Here is an 18,879-nt window from a genome sequence, read left to right on the forward strand (position 1 = left end):
GGGGCGGACGGTTTCCGCCCTCTTCCTCACCCCTCCTACCCATTCAACCAGCGCCACACACGCAAGGCCTCGGTGCTTCCCCACGCCTGGGCATCGCAACCCCGCTGAGCGTGGGGGAGATCCCCGTCCACAATCTCGGGGAGATGACCCAGACATCCTTCCCGGAGCAGAGCGGAGACGCTTCCCAGGTAGGCTTTCGCGGCAGCGGTGGCTTCGGGCTGACGGTCCCAGGCCAAGGCCAGGGCTTCGCAGAGGCTGGGGAAAGTCCAGGTCCACGCCGTCCCGTTGTGATAGGCCGGCTTCCGTCGCGTGTCTTCGTCGCCGGCGTAGTGTCCCCAATACGGGTGGTTAGGATCGTTCAACAGCTGACCCTGGTTGCCATGAATCGCCAGCGGAGGATGCACGGGCAATGGAGCGAGGGTGCGGAGGGCTCCCGGAACTGCGAGATAATTCAAGGCCGCCTCGACGGTTCTGCGGGCCCGTTCTCCATGAGCCAGACCGAGGGTGATGACGAACAGGCCGTTGCTTCGCAGCGCTCCATCCACCACAGCGGCCGACGCCGGTGTGCCCGGCGGTGCGATCAGAAGATCCGAGAAATACCCCGGTCCCGGCAGCCAGAACCGTTCCTCGAGGCTGGATTGAGCCTGATCCGCTAGAGCCTGCCAGTCACGGCCACTTTGTGCATCGGAAATGCGGGCCAGTTGCCGCAGAAGGCGAATCCAGAGGGCTTGGATTTCCACCGGATACCCCTCGCGCGGTGTCCCCGCCGGGTAGTTGGTATCCATCCAGGTGAAGTGAGCCGGGCTCCAAATCAGGCCAGACTCAGGGTCCATGCGAATGCCATTGGGCGTGCCCTGGCGATATCCGGTCGCGATGCTGCTCAGCACGGACGCAAGCGTACGGCCAGAACCATCCACCGCCAGCGAATACACCTGTCGGCCCAGCTTGGCGGCCAACTCCTCGCAAACCACCCCAAACCACAGGGGCGCGTCGGACGTGTCACGGTTCGAAGCGTTCTCGCCGTGGATGGTGTTGGGCAGGGTGCCGTTGGCTTCCCATTTTCCAAATACCAACAGCAGCTGCTTCACCTCGTCGACCAGCCCAGCAGCGAGCAGGCCCCGAGCAGCGATCAAGGAATCGCGGCCCCAATCCAAGAACCACGGGTATCCGGCAATGACCGTTTTTCCATCATCACGACGAGTGACGAACGCCTGGCACGACTGGACGAGGGTGCGGCTGAGCTTGTCGCTCTTGGCCACGCCAGCACGTTGGAACGCGACTTCTTGGCGATGCTGACGATCCTTCTGGAACTGCTCGACCACCGCGGGCGAGGGCAATGATTCGTCGGCGCTCAGGACCAGATGTACAGACTGGCCTTCATGAACCGGCAGGCTGAACCAGCCCGGGCTAAACGCATCGCCATGACCTTCCTGACCGCGTTCCTGTTCGACCACTTGGGCGATGTCCATCGACCACTCGGCTTCAGGATGGTAGGTGCCTTGGGTGCTGTAGACGCTGAGACGTCGATTCGGATCGGGAGTGAAACTGAAGCCGGCTCGATCGGAGAACGGACGCGAATTGCTGGCGAAGTGACGGTCGGCCTCCTCGTTCCGCTTGGTCTGGGAGTGAAAGTTCCGATCTTCGAGATCGACTCGCACCGTAATGCTCACCTCGCAGCGCTTGGGCAGCGGTTGGGAGGCTTCGGCGGGCATGGGTTGTCGCGATAACCTAAAGACAGTCGCATTCCGGCCCTCGAGCATGTCGGATTCGAGCTCGATGCGCACCCGTCGTCCGTCGCCCGCATTGACCTCAAATCGCCAGCGGCAAGGAGGGCCGGCGACAAAATCGACAATCGAGTCGGCATTGAGCGCGCTGATAAACCCATCGGCCACCACCCACATGCGCAGTCGTTTTACCAGCACATGCCGGTCCACAGGCACCGATGGATGTAGGTTCGCTCCGAGCGCGCAGTCATACTTGGACCGGATGTTGCCGAGTCCAACGGCCATACGGGCCATCCCGCCGCGTCCGTTGGTGAGCAACGCGATGTGCTGGGGATTGAGTTTTTCCACCGCCGTGAGGTGGGGGTTGCTGGCAAGCCAGCGGATCTTCCCAACGACTTGGTTTTCGCTGGCACCATATCGCTCCACGGTGAGCCCGAGATCGCGCTCGGTTTCGGTCGCATGATAGAAGCAGGCGATGTGTCCGTGGCGAGTGGGGATGGATTCGAGATGCTGAGCCGGAAGCCCATCCGCGCTCTGGAGATGGGCTCGGAAGGGATGATCGTCGCGCAGCAACAGCCAGTGGCGGGGCGGGACCATCGAGATTCGATTGGCATGACTGTGATTCCACTCCACGACGTTCGTATAGCTGGCGGTTCCGGCGGCCGCGTTTAAGGCCAGGAGAGTTCCGGCCTGCAGCCCTTCGCGTCCCGCTCGGCTAACCGCCGCCAGAAAGAGGACCGGGTCCTCGTCGACTAACTCGGATAGCTGCTGCCATTCGAAGTGGCCCAAGGTTTCGGGCGGATACAGCACAGAAAGCTGCTGCACGGCCCACGCCGCACGGCCGCGCGCATTGCGGTAGTCCGCTCCCTGGAGGCCGATTGGCTGTGGTGTGGGCGAGAGACAGAGGCAGGCGCCCGGCAGTAGGGAAAACTGGATCTGATCGGGGCCGAGGGCCTCGACCGATGGTCGTGCGTGTCCCAGTAACTCAAACTGAGGCTCGCCCAGTTCGGCGTGGAGATCCCGACTGATGGCGAAGTGGCGCTGATGATAGACGTCCGTGTTGATCAGCACCAGCAGGCGGTCCTGGCCGGTGGCGGATACGCGGCTCAGCGCATACACGGCCGAGTCGTCCGGGCTCAGACGTCGTACGACCGCGCCATCGAAGAAGCAGGGGTGATCACAGAGCAGCCGATTGAGCCGGGTCAAGGTGGGAACAATGTTCTCACCCGCTTCCCAGTTCAGCCCTCCGCAGTCGTGCACCAGAATCTTTTCCGCCGCCAACCACTCCACCCCGGCCGTGATGCCGAATCCGCCGCGGCTGCTGGTCAGGGCGCTGAGCTGGTTTCGAAGGAGCGACCAAGTGCCGCTGTTGCCGGCCAGCCGGTTGTTGTCGTGAGTCTCGCTGTAGTGCACATAGGTGCCGACGCGCTCACTTTGCCGATGAGAGTAGTCCAAATAACCCGAGACCTCGCGTCCGGAGAAGTTCTGGAACAGTTCGGAATAGGCCCATTGCATGCCGCCCTCGGTGAGCAGTTGCTCGGTCACGTCCCAAGGTCCGCCTAAGCCTTCCAGAAGGAAGACGGTGTTGGGAAACTCTTGGCGCACCGTCGAAATGATGTATTGCCAGGCCGCCAGAGGCACCTTGTATCCGGCGTCGCAGCGGAATCCATCGACGCCGCGACGGCACCAGGTCAGGAACATTTCCGCGAGATGCATCCACAGCTCGGGGTAGCGATGCTCGAGTTCCGCGAGATCCTCCCAGGTGACCCCCCAGGCTCCGGGCGAGACGAATTTGCCATCCGGCCCGCGGAGGTACCATTCCGGGTGATCCTCCTGCAATTTCGCTCCCCATCCGGTGTGATTGATGACCACGTCGATGAACACCCGGCCGCCGCGTTCATGGGCGGCATAAGCTAGTTCCTTGAACTGATCGATGCCCGTGGTGCGGCGATCGAACTCCACCAACGCCGGATCGATGGCAGTGAAGTCCAGACACGCGTACGGGCTGCCGAAGCGTCCGTAGCGGGCGAAGGTCGTGGGGGTGGGGTGAATCGGAAGCAGATGCAGCACGCGGAACCCCAGGGTTTCCATGATGTGGGGCATCTCCCGGGTTAAGTCGCGGAGCTTTCCCGATGGTGGAATGACGGTATAACCCAGTGCATCCAGTTGCTTGAGTTGGTCCCTCAGGCCCTCGTTGGCGGTGGCCGACGCGAAGCGGGTGGGGCCGAACTGCCGGGGCCAGGCGCAGTAAATGGTGTTACCGGTTCGAGCGAGATCGGGATGCACTGACAGACCGAAGTCCGGCCCGTCGGGCCATTGCTGATGTCCGTCGGCATCGGTGGCGTAAGCCTTGGCTCGGAAGAAGCCCACCTCAGCCAAAGTCACCTCGATTTCCCAGCCATCCGGAGTCGGATGCATGGGGATGTCGTGCCAGGAGTCGCCCGCCGGAGGAACCTGATGAAAGTGGGCACGGATCACTTCCTCCCGTATACGGGCTCCACGACCCAGGTTGGTCCGCAGACTCGCCCTCCAGTTTGGCGGGGGGGCTTCGTTTCGAGCCAGCTGGAGAGTGAACCGAATACGATCCCCCACAAAACGCACGAGGCGCTCACCGGGAGCCGGTGTCATGATCAAGGCAGCCATACGCTATAGTTCGGGAGCGGCAGAAGAGCTACTCCATCATCTTTACATCGGCGCATCCTTCGTGCCGCTGCACTGTCGTCCCGTTTTGGGACAGGATCGGTCTCGGGCGGGCAGGGGGGCTATTCGGCCGCACTGGCCTAGCCCTGCGTTCGGACCGAAACTTCGGTTACACGAGCCGGTACCAGTTGTCCCTCTGGCGCGGCTCGTAGCCCAACTCTTGAATGAGTCGCTTCATGTCGGCCACCTCCATATGAAAGACAGTGCCTGCCTGCGAGACAACATTTTCTTCGATCATGATGCTCCCGAGATCGTTGGCGCCGTATTTGAGCGCGACTTGGCCGATTTCAAGTCCTTGCGTCACCCAAGAACTCTGGATGTTCGGGATGTTGTCCAAGTAAATGCGGCTCAGGGCCTGCATTCTCAGGTATTCATGCGCCCCAACCGTCGGGGCCTTGAGCTTCGTGTTCTCGGCTTGGAAGGTCCAAGCTATGAAAGCGGTGAATCCTTTCGATCGATCTTGTTGCGCGCGCACCCGTTCCAGGTGTTCGATGCGGTCGTCGAGGGTTTCCACATGACCGAACATCATCGTGGCGCTGGAATTGAGGCCCAGGCGATGGGCAGTGTCCATCACCCCGAGCCACTCGTCGGTCATGGCTTTGAGGGGGGAGATGCGTTTGCGAACGCGATCTACCAGAATTTCGCCGCCGCCGCCAGGCACCGATCCGAGCCCTGCTGCCTTGAACTGGCGCAGAATCTCCTCGACCGGCATTTGGAACACTTCTTGGAAATGGATGAACTCGCTCGGGCTGAAGCCGTGGATGTTGACCTGGGGGAACCGGGCCTTCATGTGGCTGAGGAGATCTAAATACCACTGGAGGGAGAGCTTGGGATGGTGTCCCCCTTGCATCAGAATCTGGGTGCCGCCTAGGGCGACGGTCTCCTCTATCTTTTGGTCCATCTCGGCCAGGCTGATCACATACGCGTCGCTGTCCTTCTCGGTTCGATAGAAGGCGCAGAACTTGCAATACACATTGCAGACGTTGGTGTAGTTGACGTTACGATCGATAATGTAAGTCACCAGGTCGTTCCCTCGACCGTCATAAGCCGCGGCGTTCGCGAGCTGACGGCGTCGATCGGCGAGAGAGCCGAGCTGTTCCAGAGGCAGAGTATAGAGTCGCCTCGCGTCCGCCGCATCGATGCGGCGACCGTCCCAAACCTGCTGGATTAGATCGTCCAGAGAAGCGTCGTAGATCACGCCTTCAATGTAGGAGGAATTCGGCCGGGGACAAGCGGGGAAAATGGGTGGGGTTGGCCACCCCAGACTGGGATGGGACGCACCCTTGGTGTTCCAGAGCGGATTTACAGACCCCCGGTGAGGTCCTAAGGATTAGCCGAGTGATCGAAGATCCCCGGGGCAGATCCCCAAAAAATAGAGCATCGCTCAGCGATGCCACAACATGAGAAGCGAAGGGTGGCACCCCAATCGGGGGTGCTGGGTTTGGGCCCCCCCCGAAGCGGTGGTCGACGCGAGCGGTCGACCACCGGCTAATCTCTGGGAACCCTACGGGTTCGGGGACCGTCCCGTGCGCCTCCGCCTCTCCTCGTAATCGTAATCGTCCCGGGTGCGAATTAAGCTGGGTGGGATGGTCTCTAGTATGGAGTTCCTGCTTCAGCAGGTCCCCACGCGCGATCTCACTTCGTTGCCACCTCCGCCTGAAGGCGGAACTCCGTACGGGGGACGTGGCCTTGGGGTATGGAGTTCCTGCTTCAGCAGGTCTCCACGCACGATCTCACTTCGGTGCCCCCTCCGCCTGAAGGCGGACGAATGAACTATAAACCTCATCGGATCGCTGCGCGATCAACTCCGTACAAAAGACCAAGCCTGGCCAGGAAATAATCATATTCGGCCGGCTGGGGCACCCATCGGTGCATTTTGTCTCTAGACACAATGCACCAATCAATCATTTTCCGACTGTCTCCCAACCACTGCATATTAACTTGCTTGAGTTTGGCTTGAAAGGCATCGCTGGTTTGGCTACGTTTCTCTGGGCCTGCAGTGAACTACCAAAGTGTGAAGTTTTTCCGTAAATCGGGGGGGATAGAGATGCCGCATCGGTGGTATCACCGTGTGAGGGAATCAAGGGTACAGACGACTCTCGCCCTTGCGACCGCAGCACTTTCCATTTTTCTGACGGCCCTGTTGGGCAACGACTGTTGGGGGCACGAGCTATCTGGAGGATATTCGGCGCAGGCGTCTATCCGTGCCATTTCTGTGAATGAGGGGGATGCTGCTCTGCCCGGCCAACCTGCGTTGCGTGTTGAGAATGACGTTATGATGGGGACATCCTCGGTTGAAGACGTGCTCTACTGGGGAACTCCGGAAGAGGGCCCTTGGACCACCCCGAAGGAAGCCACGAACCTTGTCGACATCGCGCATGCTGGTACTCACGTTATCGGACTCACAGCGGCGGGGAGGGTCATTGAGTGGAATAGAACCGGGCTTGTGCTAAGAGGCCAGCCTCAAGATCTGACAAACGCGATCTCCATCTATGGCAGGAATGGGATCAGCGGGTCACTTTGTGCCAATGGAAAGCTGTCAATTTGGAAGCCCATTGTCCCTGGTTCCTCGGTGTTTCAAACCAACTTCTGGGGTCCCTACCGTTCCTTGGGTTTTTACAATGGGATGGGATTGTTTTTGCGACCTGACCAAACCATCGACCTCATTCCTTACCGATCCGGAGGGCCTCGCGAGGATGCGGCCAACAGGATGCCGTCCGGGTTAGCAAATGTTGTTAAGGTGACCTCGGATGGATTTAGGTCCGGGGCATTGCTGGGGGATGGCCACATCGTGGTGTGGGGAGATTTACACCAGCGCTATTTTGCCAACACCAATTATTTGGGAGACATCGTCGACCTCTGGTTTCGGGAGTGGACAGGTCTGGCTTTACGGCGGAACGGCGATGCTGTTGAGTGGGATACAACCGCGTCCGGAATTCAGCAACCGCCGGTGAAATACCGGGACGTCGTGAGGCTCGGGGAGGGCGTGGAACGGTGTCTGTTGAAGGATGACGGGACACTTGTTCATTTTCGGCCGCCCACACTTGATTGGGACGAACCTGGCCACCGGGGAAACCCTGTGGAGACCGGGAACATCATAGCGTTCGCTGCGTATTGGGGTGAAGGGGTTGCCCTGCGCCAGACTCCGATGCCTACCCGGGTTTACGCTCAACCAAGGTCCGCGCGCGCGAGGCCTGGTGGGAGCGCGGAATTTCACGCTCGGGTACTTTCAGCCCGTCCGGTTGGGTTCAGTTGGAAGCGCGATGGGGAGACGATTGTTCCGTTCGATCGGGGGACCGCAAGTCTGATCCTCACAAACGTATCGAGTGAGCACGCAGGCAACTACACCCTTTGGATCACCAACGCTCAGTATCCAGTACCCCACCAAATGACCACCCCGGCCGAACTACTCATTGACGCGGGTCTTCCGCCGGTGGTCGTAGCCCACCCCGAGCACGCATTTCCACGCACTGGATCTGACTTGACTCTTCGTGTTGCAGTGGAACATTCCGGAAGCGTGGCCTATCAGTGGATGCGCGATGGTGTGCTCATTCCTGGAGCCAACCGTTCGACGCATACACTACTCAGTGTATCCAACGCGACTTCCGGAGCCTATTCCGCCAGCGCGTCAACAGAATCTGGCATTACTGAGAGTGAGGCGGCGATCGTTTCTGTGCTCCCTGAGGATGCGCCTAAAGCCGCCTGGATGGTAGCTGGAGACCCCTTGCTGCTGCGTGATGTGAAGCATGCCGCCACCGACGCCCAAGGCCGGTCATACGTTGCGGGTGTGATGGCAGGCCCTGTGCAACTTCAGGGTCAGCCAGTCCTCAACGGGGCGAATACTGCGGTGTTGGGACAGGCGGAGAAGGATGGACGATGGACTTGGATCCGGGCGCTTGCTAGCTCGGGTTCACTTGTGATCAGCGGCGTTGCCGCGCATGACACGCATGGGGTTTGGCTCTCGGGCGGTTTTTCAGGCCAGCTCTCATGGGGACCCATCCATTCGTCGTCGACCGTCGTCACCAACGCGTTCGTCGCTCGGTGGAACCAAGACGGTGGGCTCATGTGGATTGATGTTCGTCCTGTATCGGGATTCGAACCTCCGAGTCATGGGGTCAGCGTCGACAACAGCGGCAATGCATTCATTGTCAACCGTGAAGAAATTATCAGGTACTCGTCTGACGGTAGGATGCTTTTCGCCTGGAGCAACCGCAGCGAGGGTTTTCTAGTGCCAGATGGTGTCGGAGCGCACCGCGCCGGATTTAGCCTCTTCGGCCAGCCGAGAGATTTCTACGGGGGCTCCTACTTTCTGGCTTCTTACTCGTCCGGAGGGAGGAATTTATGGTCGGTCAGGTCTCCATTTGAGATTTCATACATCGCCCAAGTGGAGGGTAGCCCGATCTTTGCTTACGGATGGCATTTTGCCTATGAACCCGGCTCCATTCTGGAGGGGGGTGCCAAAAGCATCGGAGGTCTGGACGCAACCATTAGTCTGCATTCCTCGGATTCCGGCGTTCATCGGTGGTCGCGTACCCTGGGGGGCAGAGGAAATGATCGTATCATGGCGTCGACTGCTGATCGAGCAGGGAACACCATCCTCTCTGCCAGTCTCGCAGGGACTGGCGAGTGCGATGGGGTTCGTATGGGCAATTCAGAAAGCCGGGTCGGTATCCTCGGGAAGATGAACTCTCAGGGAAGGCTTCAGTGGGCCAGGCACTTAGGGGATGCCGAAGTGCTGAGCGTTTCTTACGACTCTTCATCGAATCTCTTTCTAGTGGGGAGGTTCGCCGGACGATTTCGGCTGGATTCCCTCGAATTGCAGAACGATGGGGTGAGGCAGGCCTTCGTTGCCTGCCTGGCTGCCTCGTCGGGCTCTCCCCGCATACTTAAGGAGCCTGAGGATGTGTTCCTCGCTGTCGGGGTGCAGGGGGCACTGCAGGTCGGCTTCGCCGGCTCGTATCCGATCCAGATCCAATGGTTCAAGGATGGTGTCCTGCTGGCAGGGCAATCCCACAGTGTGTTGGATTTCGGCAAGGTTCAGACAGCGGACTTGGGCCACTACTGGACTGTGGCAAGCAATGCACTCGGATCCATCACCAGCCGTGTTGCAAGCGTTCGGCTTGGATATCCAGTAGTCGTCAAAGTGCAGGGGAACGGCAGAGTGATTAAGTCGGATTCATCCTTGAACTTCGAGGCAGGCGCCGAGTTGACACTTTCCGCACTTCCAGACCGTGGATCGAGGTTTCTCGGGTGGAGTGGGGATGTGGAGTCAACGAATTCGGCGATCAGACTGATTGTGGATTCCGATAAGCACCTGACTGCTCGCTTCTCACAGGACAATGGAGTGATCCGTGTCACTTCGTTTCAGGATCGCGGGCCGGGGACTTTAAGGTCTGCGATCGAGGAGCTAAATCGCATCGGAGGCGGCACAATCCGGTTTGCTGACGAAACCGGGCGGAGCATGGTTCGATCCGTCCTTCCGACGATCACTTCGGACTGCGAAATCATCGTTCCCGCCGAACAGTCTGTGGCGCTTACCGGAAGCCTCGAGGGTGCGCTGCTGAGTGTGGCGCCAGGTGTGACTTGTTTGATCCGCGGGTTGCAGTTCCAGGGGATTCAGGCGATAGGGTCCCAGACCGGAGGAGCGATTTCCAACGCTGGGACCTTGTTTTTGGATCGATGTACGTTCAATGGCAATACCCACATTGGGCTCGGCGGAGCCATCTTCAGCCGGGGTGTGCTGAATGTTCAGTACTGTCGGTTTGAGGGGAATCACGCCGGCATGGGGGGAGCACTTTTTCTGCTGGAGGGTGAAACTCGGATGGAACGGTGCCTATTCATCGGAAACACGGTTTCGGGGTTTGAGCTTACGGATGCATTTCGCCAGTTGTTGGTCCTGAGCAATGGGGTCTACACAGCAAACTCGGGAGGCGCTGTGTGCCAATTCGGCGGTCGAGCTGAGATCCTCGATTCTGAGTTTCTCAGCAATGGCGCTGTTGGGACCAAGCCGTCCGGCGTTGGTCATGGAGCGGGCCTGAGCACGGTGCGCGGAGAGACCCACGTGGTGCGCGGCCGATTTTTCGGAAATTTCATCTCGGGCGTCCTCAATTACTACGCGGTTCATCCATTTTACAGCACCGCTGGAAGCGCCGGCTTTGGTGGCGGTATTTTTTCCCAGGATGCGTCCTTGCTTGTTTCCAATAGCCTCGTGGCTAGCAATATTATCAAGGGTGTGAGCGGATCCGTATCCTCCGAGTACATCAGCTCTGCGTCCCTCGTTGGAGGTGGTGGGATCTCTGTGATCGGTGGTGCCGCGACGCTGGAAGGCTCCACCATCACGGGCAATTCGGTGCAAACAGGCAATGATGCCTATTCGGTCATCTCCCCACTCCTTTACAGGGGTGGCTCTGCTCTTGGTGGAGGCCTCCATGCCCAATCCGCAACGCTCTGGATCAGATCCTGCACCATCGTTCAGAACCGCGCCTTCGGTGGAATGGGGAGCTACGTAGATGGCTTGCCCCACACTTACGATTCGCTGGGGTTTGGGGCAGGTGGAGTGGTCAATGACACTAGCACTGTTCGTTTGCTGGAGACGCTCGTTGCTGATAACCTCGGCGGACCCTCGACCAACAGCAGTCCCGACTTTCATGGAGTGATCAGCAGTTTGGGAAGCAACCTGGTAGAGAGCACCAACGGCAATCACGGGTGGTCCGTTACAGACCTTCTACTCGTTGATCCTAAGCTGGGGCCGCTCCAGCACAACGGAGGTCCCACCGAATCTCATGCATTGCTGCCAGGAAGCCCTGCAATTGACGCGGCAGATGCAGAGCCGCTCAGCGTGGACCAGCGAGGTTTTGATCGTCCGATCGCAGCCCGGGGTGACATTGGCGCCTACGAGTTCGGCAGTGCAGGGATCGCCATGATTCAGATCTTCGGCTCTCCAGCTCTTGAGCTTTGGCGGGAACCCCAGCGGGCCCTGACTATCGAGTTCAGCGCCGACCTGGTGAATTGGAACTTTGAGCGGGAGGTAGCGTCCGGGCCGGATCGGCACGTGATGATTCCATTGACGCCGATGAGAGTCGGCACCTCGGGCATTTACTATCGACTCAAATTCCAACGCTGAATTGTCGATATAGGATGGTTCGTTGGGGCGGGGAAGACAGGAGAAGGAGAGTTGAATCGCCTTGGACGGTGGGAAACGCGATCTGGTTAGGAAGCCCCGGGCGCAGAAGAAGAGAACCCTCGTGACCTTCCCCCTCGCCGAGGCTCCTCCCTTACAGTTGAGAATGTAGGAGCCGCCCTGAGAGCTGCCAGCGGAGGCGGGCCGTCAGCAGGCTTTGGTCGTCCGACTCTATCCGAGATGCCTAGGCCTGTTCTCGCCCAGGCCACGTGACCTCATCCCCGTTTCGACAAAGTTTCCGACGAAGCTTCCGACAAAGGCGAACACCTAGCACCTAGCACCTAGCACCTAGCACCTAGCACCTAGCACCTAGCACCTGGCACCTGGCACCTGGCACCTAGCACCTAGCACCTAGCACCTGGCACCTGGCACCTGGCACCTGGCACCTGGCAGCCCCCCAGAACCCCCTCGAATGCATTTGACACCGTGGGCGTCCATGTCGTGTGCTTAGTCTAGCAATTAGCCCCCTTGTCTCATGACGATCCTCTCAAAAGGTCTCTGGTTCGAATGCCACAGGAGTCACTTGTGGGTTTTTCTGGTTTTAGCCAGCGTGGTTGCCGGGCCTCAGTTTCTTCCCGGCGCCGACAGCCGCCGGCCGATTGATTTCAATCGCGATATCCAACCCATCCTGTCCGACAACTGCTTCGCGTGCCATGGTCCCGATAAACATAAGCGGAAGGCCGGGCTCCGGTTGGATCGGCAGGAAGGAGCCACCGCACGTTTGGAGTCCGGGGAACGGGCCATTGTCCCGGGGAACGTGGAGGCGAGTGTGCTGCTCAAAGTGGTCGTGGCGCAGGACGATGACGAGCGCATGCCACCCGCCAAAACGGGCAAGCGGCTTACTTCTGCACAGGTCGGCTTGCTACGCGACTGGATTGCCGCTGGCGCGCCGTGGAAGGAGCATTGGGCCTATCTGCCGGTTGAGAAGCCTACGTTGCCGGAGGTGCGGAAGATGGACTGGGTCAAAAACGACATCGACCGGTTCATTCTCGCCCGGCTGGAGTCCGAGGGTCTTGCTCCTGCGGGCGAAGCGACCCGCGAAACCCTCATTCGCCGGGCGACCTTGGACATCACCGGTCTGCCTCCATCGATCGCAGAAGTGGATGCGTTCTTGGCGGACGCCAGTCCGAAGGCCTACGAAAAAGTGGTGGACCGCCTGCTCGCCTCGCCCGCGTTTGGGGAGCGATTGGCCCAGCATTGGCTCGATTTGGCACGGTATGCGGATTCCGATGGATACCATTCCGATAACCCCCGTTCGATGTGGCAGTATCGCGACTACGTCATCCGGTCCTTCAACGCCAACAAACCCTGGGATCAGTTTACCATCGAGCAGTTGGCCGGCGACCAGCTTCCCAATCCGACCCTGGACCAGCGGATTGCCACCGGATTCAACCGGAATGGCATGAGCAGCACGGAAGGCGGAGCGGATCCCGACGAATACATGAACAAGTATGTCACGGATCGCGTGAATACCTTCGGTACGGTGTACCTGGGATCTTCGATTGCCTGCACCGAGTGCCATGACCACAAGTACGACCGCTTTACCCAAAAAGAATACTACCAGCTCTACGACTTCTTTAATCGCATCCCTGAACGTGGATTGGATTCCGATCCCGCGCCGCCGTTTGTGAAGGTGCCGACTCCGGAGCAGAGCGCAAAGCATGCTCAACTGACGAACGACGTGGCTCGACTTGAACTGGCGACGCGCGCGCTCCAGGACCGGGTTGATCCCGATCTCGATGGTCGGCAGTCGACCTGGATACAGGCTCACCGAGCCACGGTGCTGTCGGATTGGCCGGTGGCATCGGTTCTCTCGGCCCGATCCACCGGAGGAGCCGACTTGCAGGCCTTGGATGATCACAGCTGGCGAGTTTCGGGCCAGAGTCCGGATCAGGATGTCTATGAACTCCAGTTGAAAGCCGGCCCCGGACAGCGGGAAGTATCGGCGCTTCGGCTCGAGGCGCTCACGGACTCGGTTCTGCCGGGGGGAGGACCTGGGCGCGGAACCAATGGAGCGTTCTTACTGACCGGTGTTGAGGTAGAGGCGGAAAGCGCTGATCCGGCGCGCGAACCATCGCCCGCCTCGGGGCTGACCTGGGGACGGTGGTCGGTGCTCGGCCCCTTCAAGGCCGCCTCGGCGAAGGAAGCCTTGGAGAAAGCGTTTGTCCCGGAGGGGGACTCCGATTTGGGCAAGACCTATGACGAAGGGAAGCTGAAGTGGCTAGCCCGTGCGTCGTGGAAGGAGCGGGTGGAGATCCCGTTGTGGGGAGAAGGCTTGGCCACGTATCTTCACCAGACCATTCGATCCGATGTGCCCCGGTATCTGGCCTTCGCTCTCGGAAGTGATGGCGGAGCGCAGGTTTGGCTGAACGGCGCCAAGATGGAGGGAGGAAAGACCTTCAAGGGAAAAGCCGGCGAGCCCGATCGTCTTGTGGTTCGTCTCAAGTCAGGTGAGAACGTTCTCCGGATCAAAGTTCATCACGGAGACGGTAGTCAGGGTTTCTTGTTTGCGCCTGAGGATCGGGCGGTTACTTCGGTTCCAGTGGCGATCGGTGTTGGTCTGGCCGACTCCGCTGCCAAGGACCACGCCATTGCGTTGGCCTTCGACGATAAGCCGGAGACGGGTTGGAAGCCGATGGACGCGGTGGACGGGAAGCCGGTCTCATCGCAGGCTGTCTTGGTGTTCAAGTCGCCGGTCGGATTCGCGGGAGGAACCTTCCTGAAGGTTCGGCTGAAGTTTCAGGGCAAGGCAGCCCAGCAGACCCTGGGCCGATTCCGCGTGGCGATGACTGATCGCACCTCGGGCTGGAAGGAGTTCGCGGCGCTTCCGGCTCCGGTCCAGGCGGCGTTGTTTGGAGGCAGCGCGGGACTGTCCGAGGCGGGGCTCAAGCAGGTGAAGGAGTATTATCGGGGTGAGTTTTTGCCGGAGCTCAAGGAAACCCTGGCGAAGCTGGCCGAAACGAAGAAAGCCGAACGAGATCTTTATAATCAGATTCCCACGACCCGAGTGATGGAGGACATGCCCGAACCCCGCCCCACGCACGTGCGGGTGCGTGGAGACTATCGCAGCAAGGGAGAGCAGGTGTTCGCCTCGACGCCGGCCATTCTCCCCGCATTGCCGTCCGGAGGGCCAACCAATCGCTTAGCTCTGGCGAAGTGGCTGGTCGATCCCAAGCATCCCCTCATGAGCCGGGTGACGGTCAATCGCTTCTGGGCCTTGCTGTTTGGCAACGGGCTGGTCAAGACCGGGAATGAGTTTGGCGTGCAGGGTGAATTGCCGTCGCATCCCGAGCTGCTCGACTGGCTGGCTCGGGACTTCATGGACAGCGGATGGAATCTCAAGGGCTTCTTTAAGCAATGTGTGCTGTCGGCCACTTACCGGCAGTCGTCCAAACCCACTCCGGAGCTATTGGTCAAAGATCCGGCCAATCGGCTGCTGGCTCGGGGTCCGCGGTTTCGGCTCAGCGCGGAAATGGTTCGGGATTGCGCGTTGGACTACGCGGGGCTTCTCGACCGCAAGCGCGCTCTGGGTGGGCCCAGCGTGCGCCCCTATCAGCCGGCCGGGCTGTGGGAAGAGAAGATGTTCGGGGGAAATCGCTACGAGGAAAGCAAGGGCGCGGATCTGTATCGGCGCAGCCTGTACACCCTGTGGAAACGCACGGTGTTGAACCCGACCTTGATGACGTTTGATGCGCCCGATCGGGCAATCTGCACTGAACAGCGCAGCATGACCTGCACTCCCTTGCAGGCCTTTGTCACCCTCAACGAAAAAGGGTTTGTGGAGGCGGCCCGCGTTCTGGCGGCCCGCGTCATGCAGGAAGGGGGAAGCTCGGTGCAGGATCGTCTGACCTTTGCCTATCGGACCGTGCTGGCCCGCAAACCCAGTGCCCGGGAGTCCGAGGTCTTGGTGAAAGTCTATGAGGATTTGAAAGAAAGCTATCAGCATGATCTGAAATCGGCCTTGGAGTTGATCGCGACCGGCGAGTCCAAAAAGGCGGAGAACGTGAACGAGCTGGAGTTGGTTGCCTGGACCGGAGTAGCCAACGCGCTACTGAACTTGGATGAAACCATCACAAAAGAGTAGGAGCGAAGCGAACCATGAATGAACGAGAACAATTATTCGCCGCGTTGAGTCGCCGTCACTTCTTTGGGCGCTCCGCTCGTGGGCTCGGAGGACTGGCGCTGGCCTCGCTGCTCAATCGGGATCGCTCCTTGAGGGCTGCGCCGGCCGGCGGCGATCGCAGCCCCATCGCCACGTCGGCCGGGATCCTGAATCCTCTGCACCTGGCGCCGAAGGCCAAGCGCGTGATCTACCTCTTTCAGTCGGGCGCCCCGAGTCAGCTGGATCTTTATGACTACAAGCCGAAGCTGATCGAGCTGAATGGGAAGCCGATGCCGGAAAGCTACACCAAGGGGCAGCGGATCGCCCAGCTGGCCGGTCAAAAGCTCACCTGTGTGGGAACGAAGTTTAAGTTTAAGAAGCACGGGCAATCGGGCGCCGAGCTTTCTGAGCTGTTGCCGCATATCGCCGGTGTCGCCGATGACATCGCGGTCATTCGCTCACTTCACACCGAAGCGATCAACCATGATCCGGGTGTCACGATGATGCAGACCGGCAGCACCCAGGCGGGCCGGCCTTCGATGGGGTCCTGGATCTCCTATGGGCTGGGCAGCGAGAATGATCAGTTGCCGGCTTTTGTGGTGCTGGCCTCTGGCTTTGGCCAGGACCAGCCGCTGCTAACCCGCTACTGGGGAAGCGGGTTCCTGCCCAGCAATCATCAGGGCGTCGAGTTTCGGTCGCAGGGTGAGCCCATTTTGTTTGTGTCCAATCCCAAAGGTCTCAGCGACAAAGTGCGTCGACGCATTTTGGATGGCGTTCGGGATATCAACCAAATGAAGCTGGAGGCGATAGGAGATCCCGAGATCAACACGCGGATCCAAGCCTACGAGATGGCTTACCGCATGCAGACCAGCGTTCCGGAGCTGATGGATCTCAAACAGGAACCGCAGCATATCCTGGAGAGCTATGGAGCCGAGCCGGGCAAGTCGTCTTTTGCCAACAACTGCTTGCTCGCCCGGCGGTTGGTGGAGCGCGGAGTCCGGTTCGTGCAGTTGTATCATCGCGGATGGGATCATCACGGCAGCCTGCCTTCCGAGATCACCCGGACTTGCCAGGCGGTGGATCGGCCGTCGGCAGCGTTGATCCATGACCTCAAACAGCGCGGTTTGTTGGAGGACACCCTGGTTATCTGGGGTGGCGAGTTCGGCCGAACCCCCATGAACCAAGGCGATATGGGCAACGGCAACTATGGTCGCGACCATCATATGAAGTCGTTTACCGTCTGGATGGCGGGAGGCGGGATCAAGCCGGGCATCACCGTGGGTGCCACCGATGAGCTTGGTTACAACGTCGTGGAGGATGCGGTGACGGTCAATGATTTCCAAGCGACCGTCATGCATTGTCTGGGAATCGAGCACACCCAGTTGACCTATCGCTTCCAAGGTCGGGATTTCCGCCTGACCGACGTGTCGGGGGATGTCGTGAAGCGGATCCTGGCGTGAGCTCACTGCGACGCTGTTTACGCGGGGCATCGGCCTTGACGCCGGTTTGGGGACTGGGAGTTGCCCTGTTCCTCGGCGCTCTCAGCGGTGCGCACTTGAGCCTTTCGGCGGCCAGCCGTTCTCCGAATATCCTTGTTTTGGTGGCGGACCAATGGCGGGCTCAAGCCTTCGGCATTGAAGGCGATCCGAACGCCCGGACGCCTCATTTCGATCAACTGGCGCGCGAAAGCGTCCGGCTGGTCAATGCGGTGAGTGCGCTGCCGGTGTGTTCTCCGACTCGAGCCAGTCTTCTCACGGGGCAACGTCCCTTGCGGCACGGAGTGTTCGTGAACGATGTGCCGCTGGCCACCAACGCGGTCACGATCGCCAAGGTTCTTTCCGCGCAGGGCTACGACACCGCTTACATTGGGAAGTGGCATGTCGATGGACGAGGGCGGTCCAGTTACATTCCTCCGGAGAGGCGGCAGGGGTTTGACTATTGGAAAGTCCTCGAGTGCACCCACGACTACACCAACTCGGCCTACTACGGCGATTCGCCGCAGAAGCAAGTGTGGCCGGGTTACGATGCCGTCGCTCAAACGCGGGATGCCTGCGAGTATCTGCGGGGCAGGGGGGCTCGCTCCAAACCGTTCCTGATGTTCCTCGCTTGGGGGCCGCCGCATGATCCCTATTTCACCGCGCCGGCGGCGTATCGCGAGCGCTTTAAGCCTGAGCAGATGCTGGTGAGGCCCAATGCGCCCGAAGCGATGCGCACCGAGGTGCGCAAGATTCTGGCGGGCTATTATGCTCATTGCAGTGCGTTGGACGATTGTCTGGCGGAGCTACGTCGCACCTTGAAGGAGACCGGGTTGGGCGAGGACACCATCCTGGTCTTCACGGCAGATCACGGGGACATGTTGGGATCTCATGGTCTTTTTAAGAAGCAGAAGCCCTACGACGAATCCGTGCGCGTTCCGCTGTGGTTTCATTGGCCGAAGGGCTTTTCTCGAGACGGGACTACGCTGCCTGCACCGATGAACACGGAGGACTTGATGCCGACGCTACTGGGACTCAGCGGCGTGCCTATCCCTACCTCGGTGCAGGGAATTGATTACTCCGCCTACCTCAAAGGTGGACCGAATCCCGGCGACAACGCTGCGATGATCCTCTGCGTGTCTCCGTTTGGAGAATGGGAGCGTCGGGTGGGTGGAAAGGAATATCGCGGACTTCGAACCCCCACGCACACCTATGTGCGGGACCTCCAGGGACCCTGGCTTCTGTTCGACAACGTGGCCGATCCTTACCAGACCAACAACCTCATTGCTCGCTTGGAGAGCCGAGCTGTGAAGGAGGCTTTGGACCAGCGGCTCCTCCGGAAACTGGAGGAGCAGCACGATGCTTTCGAACCGGGCAAGGCGTATCTGGACCGGTGGAACTATCGCGTGAACGCCTTTGGGACGATGCCCTACGCACCCTGAGGCCTACGGGCGGGCGAGTTAAGTCGGTGAGGCCTTGGGGTATGGAGTTCCTGCTTGAGCAGGTTCCAGCGCGCAATGTCACGTTGGGGCCGCCTCCGCCTGAAGGCGGAACTCCGTGCCAAGAGGCGGAACTCCTTACCAGGACGCCCCGCCTTGAAACAGATTTGACTTGCGCAGAAACCGGTCCAAGAGCAGCTTATTAAACGTTCCACAAGCTGACGTAAGCGACCATTAAACCTGCAACCGCAAGCCACTG

6 protein-coding genes are annotated in these 18,879 nt (G+C 59.9%); 4 read left to right on the top strand and 2 right to left on the bottom strand.

Features of this window, described 5'->3' with window-relative positions:
* Positions 1 to 35: 35 nt before the first annotated feature.
* Both JNN07_27540 and mqnC read right to left on the bottom strand, forming a co-directional pair.
* Positions 36 to 4,367, bottom strand: a complete 4,332-nt coding sequence (locus JNN07_27540) for a glycogen debranching enzyme N-terminal domain-containing protein (protein MBL9171517.1) — start codon at positions 4,365 to 4,367, stop codon at positions 36 to 38.
* A 166-nt stretch (positions 4,368 to 4,533) separates the two neighbouring features.
* Positions 4,534 to 5,622, bottom strand: a complete 1,089-nt coding sequence (gene mqnC, locus JNN07_27545) for a dehypoxanthine futalosine cyclase (protein MBL9171518.1) — start codon at positions 5,620 to 5,622, stop codon at positions 4,534 to 4,536.
* A 1,077-nt stretch (positions 5,623 to 6,699) separates the two neighbouring features.
* Here mqnC and JNN07_27550 point away from each other — a divergent pair.
* The 4 genes from JNN07_27550 (at position 6,700) to JNN07_27565 (ending at position 18,623) form a co-directional block, all read left to right on the top strand.
* Complete coding sequence (locus JNN07_27550; GenBank protein MBL9171519.1) at positions 6,700 to 11,547, top strand: hypothetical protein; 4,848 nt, start codon at positions 6,700 to 6,702, stop codon at positions 11,545 to 11,547.
* A gap of 532 nt (positions 11,548 to 12,079) precedes the next feature.
* Positions 12,080 to 15,688 (top strand): PSD1 domain-containing protein, encoded by a 3,609-nt coding sequence (locus JNN07_27555; GenBank protein ID MBL9171520.1) that lies wholly within the window; start codon positions 12,080 to 12,082, stop codon positions 15,686 to 15,688.
* A 14-nt stretch (positions 15,689 to 15,702) separates the two neighbouring features.
* On the top strand, positions 15,703 to 17,166 hold the full coding sequence (locus JNN07_27560; protein ID MBL9171521.1) for a DUF1501 domain-containing protein: 1,464 nt from the start codon (positions 15,703 to 15,705) through the stop codon (positions 17,164 to 17,166).
* Positions 17,163 to 18,623 (top strand): sulfatase, encoded by a 1,461-nt coding sequence (locus JNN07_27565; protein ID MBL9171522.1) that lies wholly within the window; start codon positions 17,163 to 17,165, stop codon positions 18,621 to 18,623. Before JNN07_27560 ends, JNN07_27565 begins: the two co-directional genes overlap by 4 nt.
* Positions 18,624 to 18,879: the final 256 nt, after the last annotated feature.

The organism is Verrucomicrobiales bacterium (genome assembly GCA_016793885.1).
In the GTDB taxonomy this organism is placed as follows: Bacteria; Verrucomicrobiota; Verrucomicrobiia; order Limisphaerales; family UBA11320; genus UBA11320.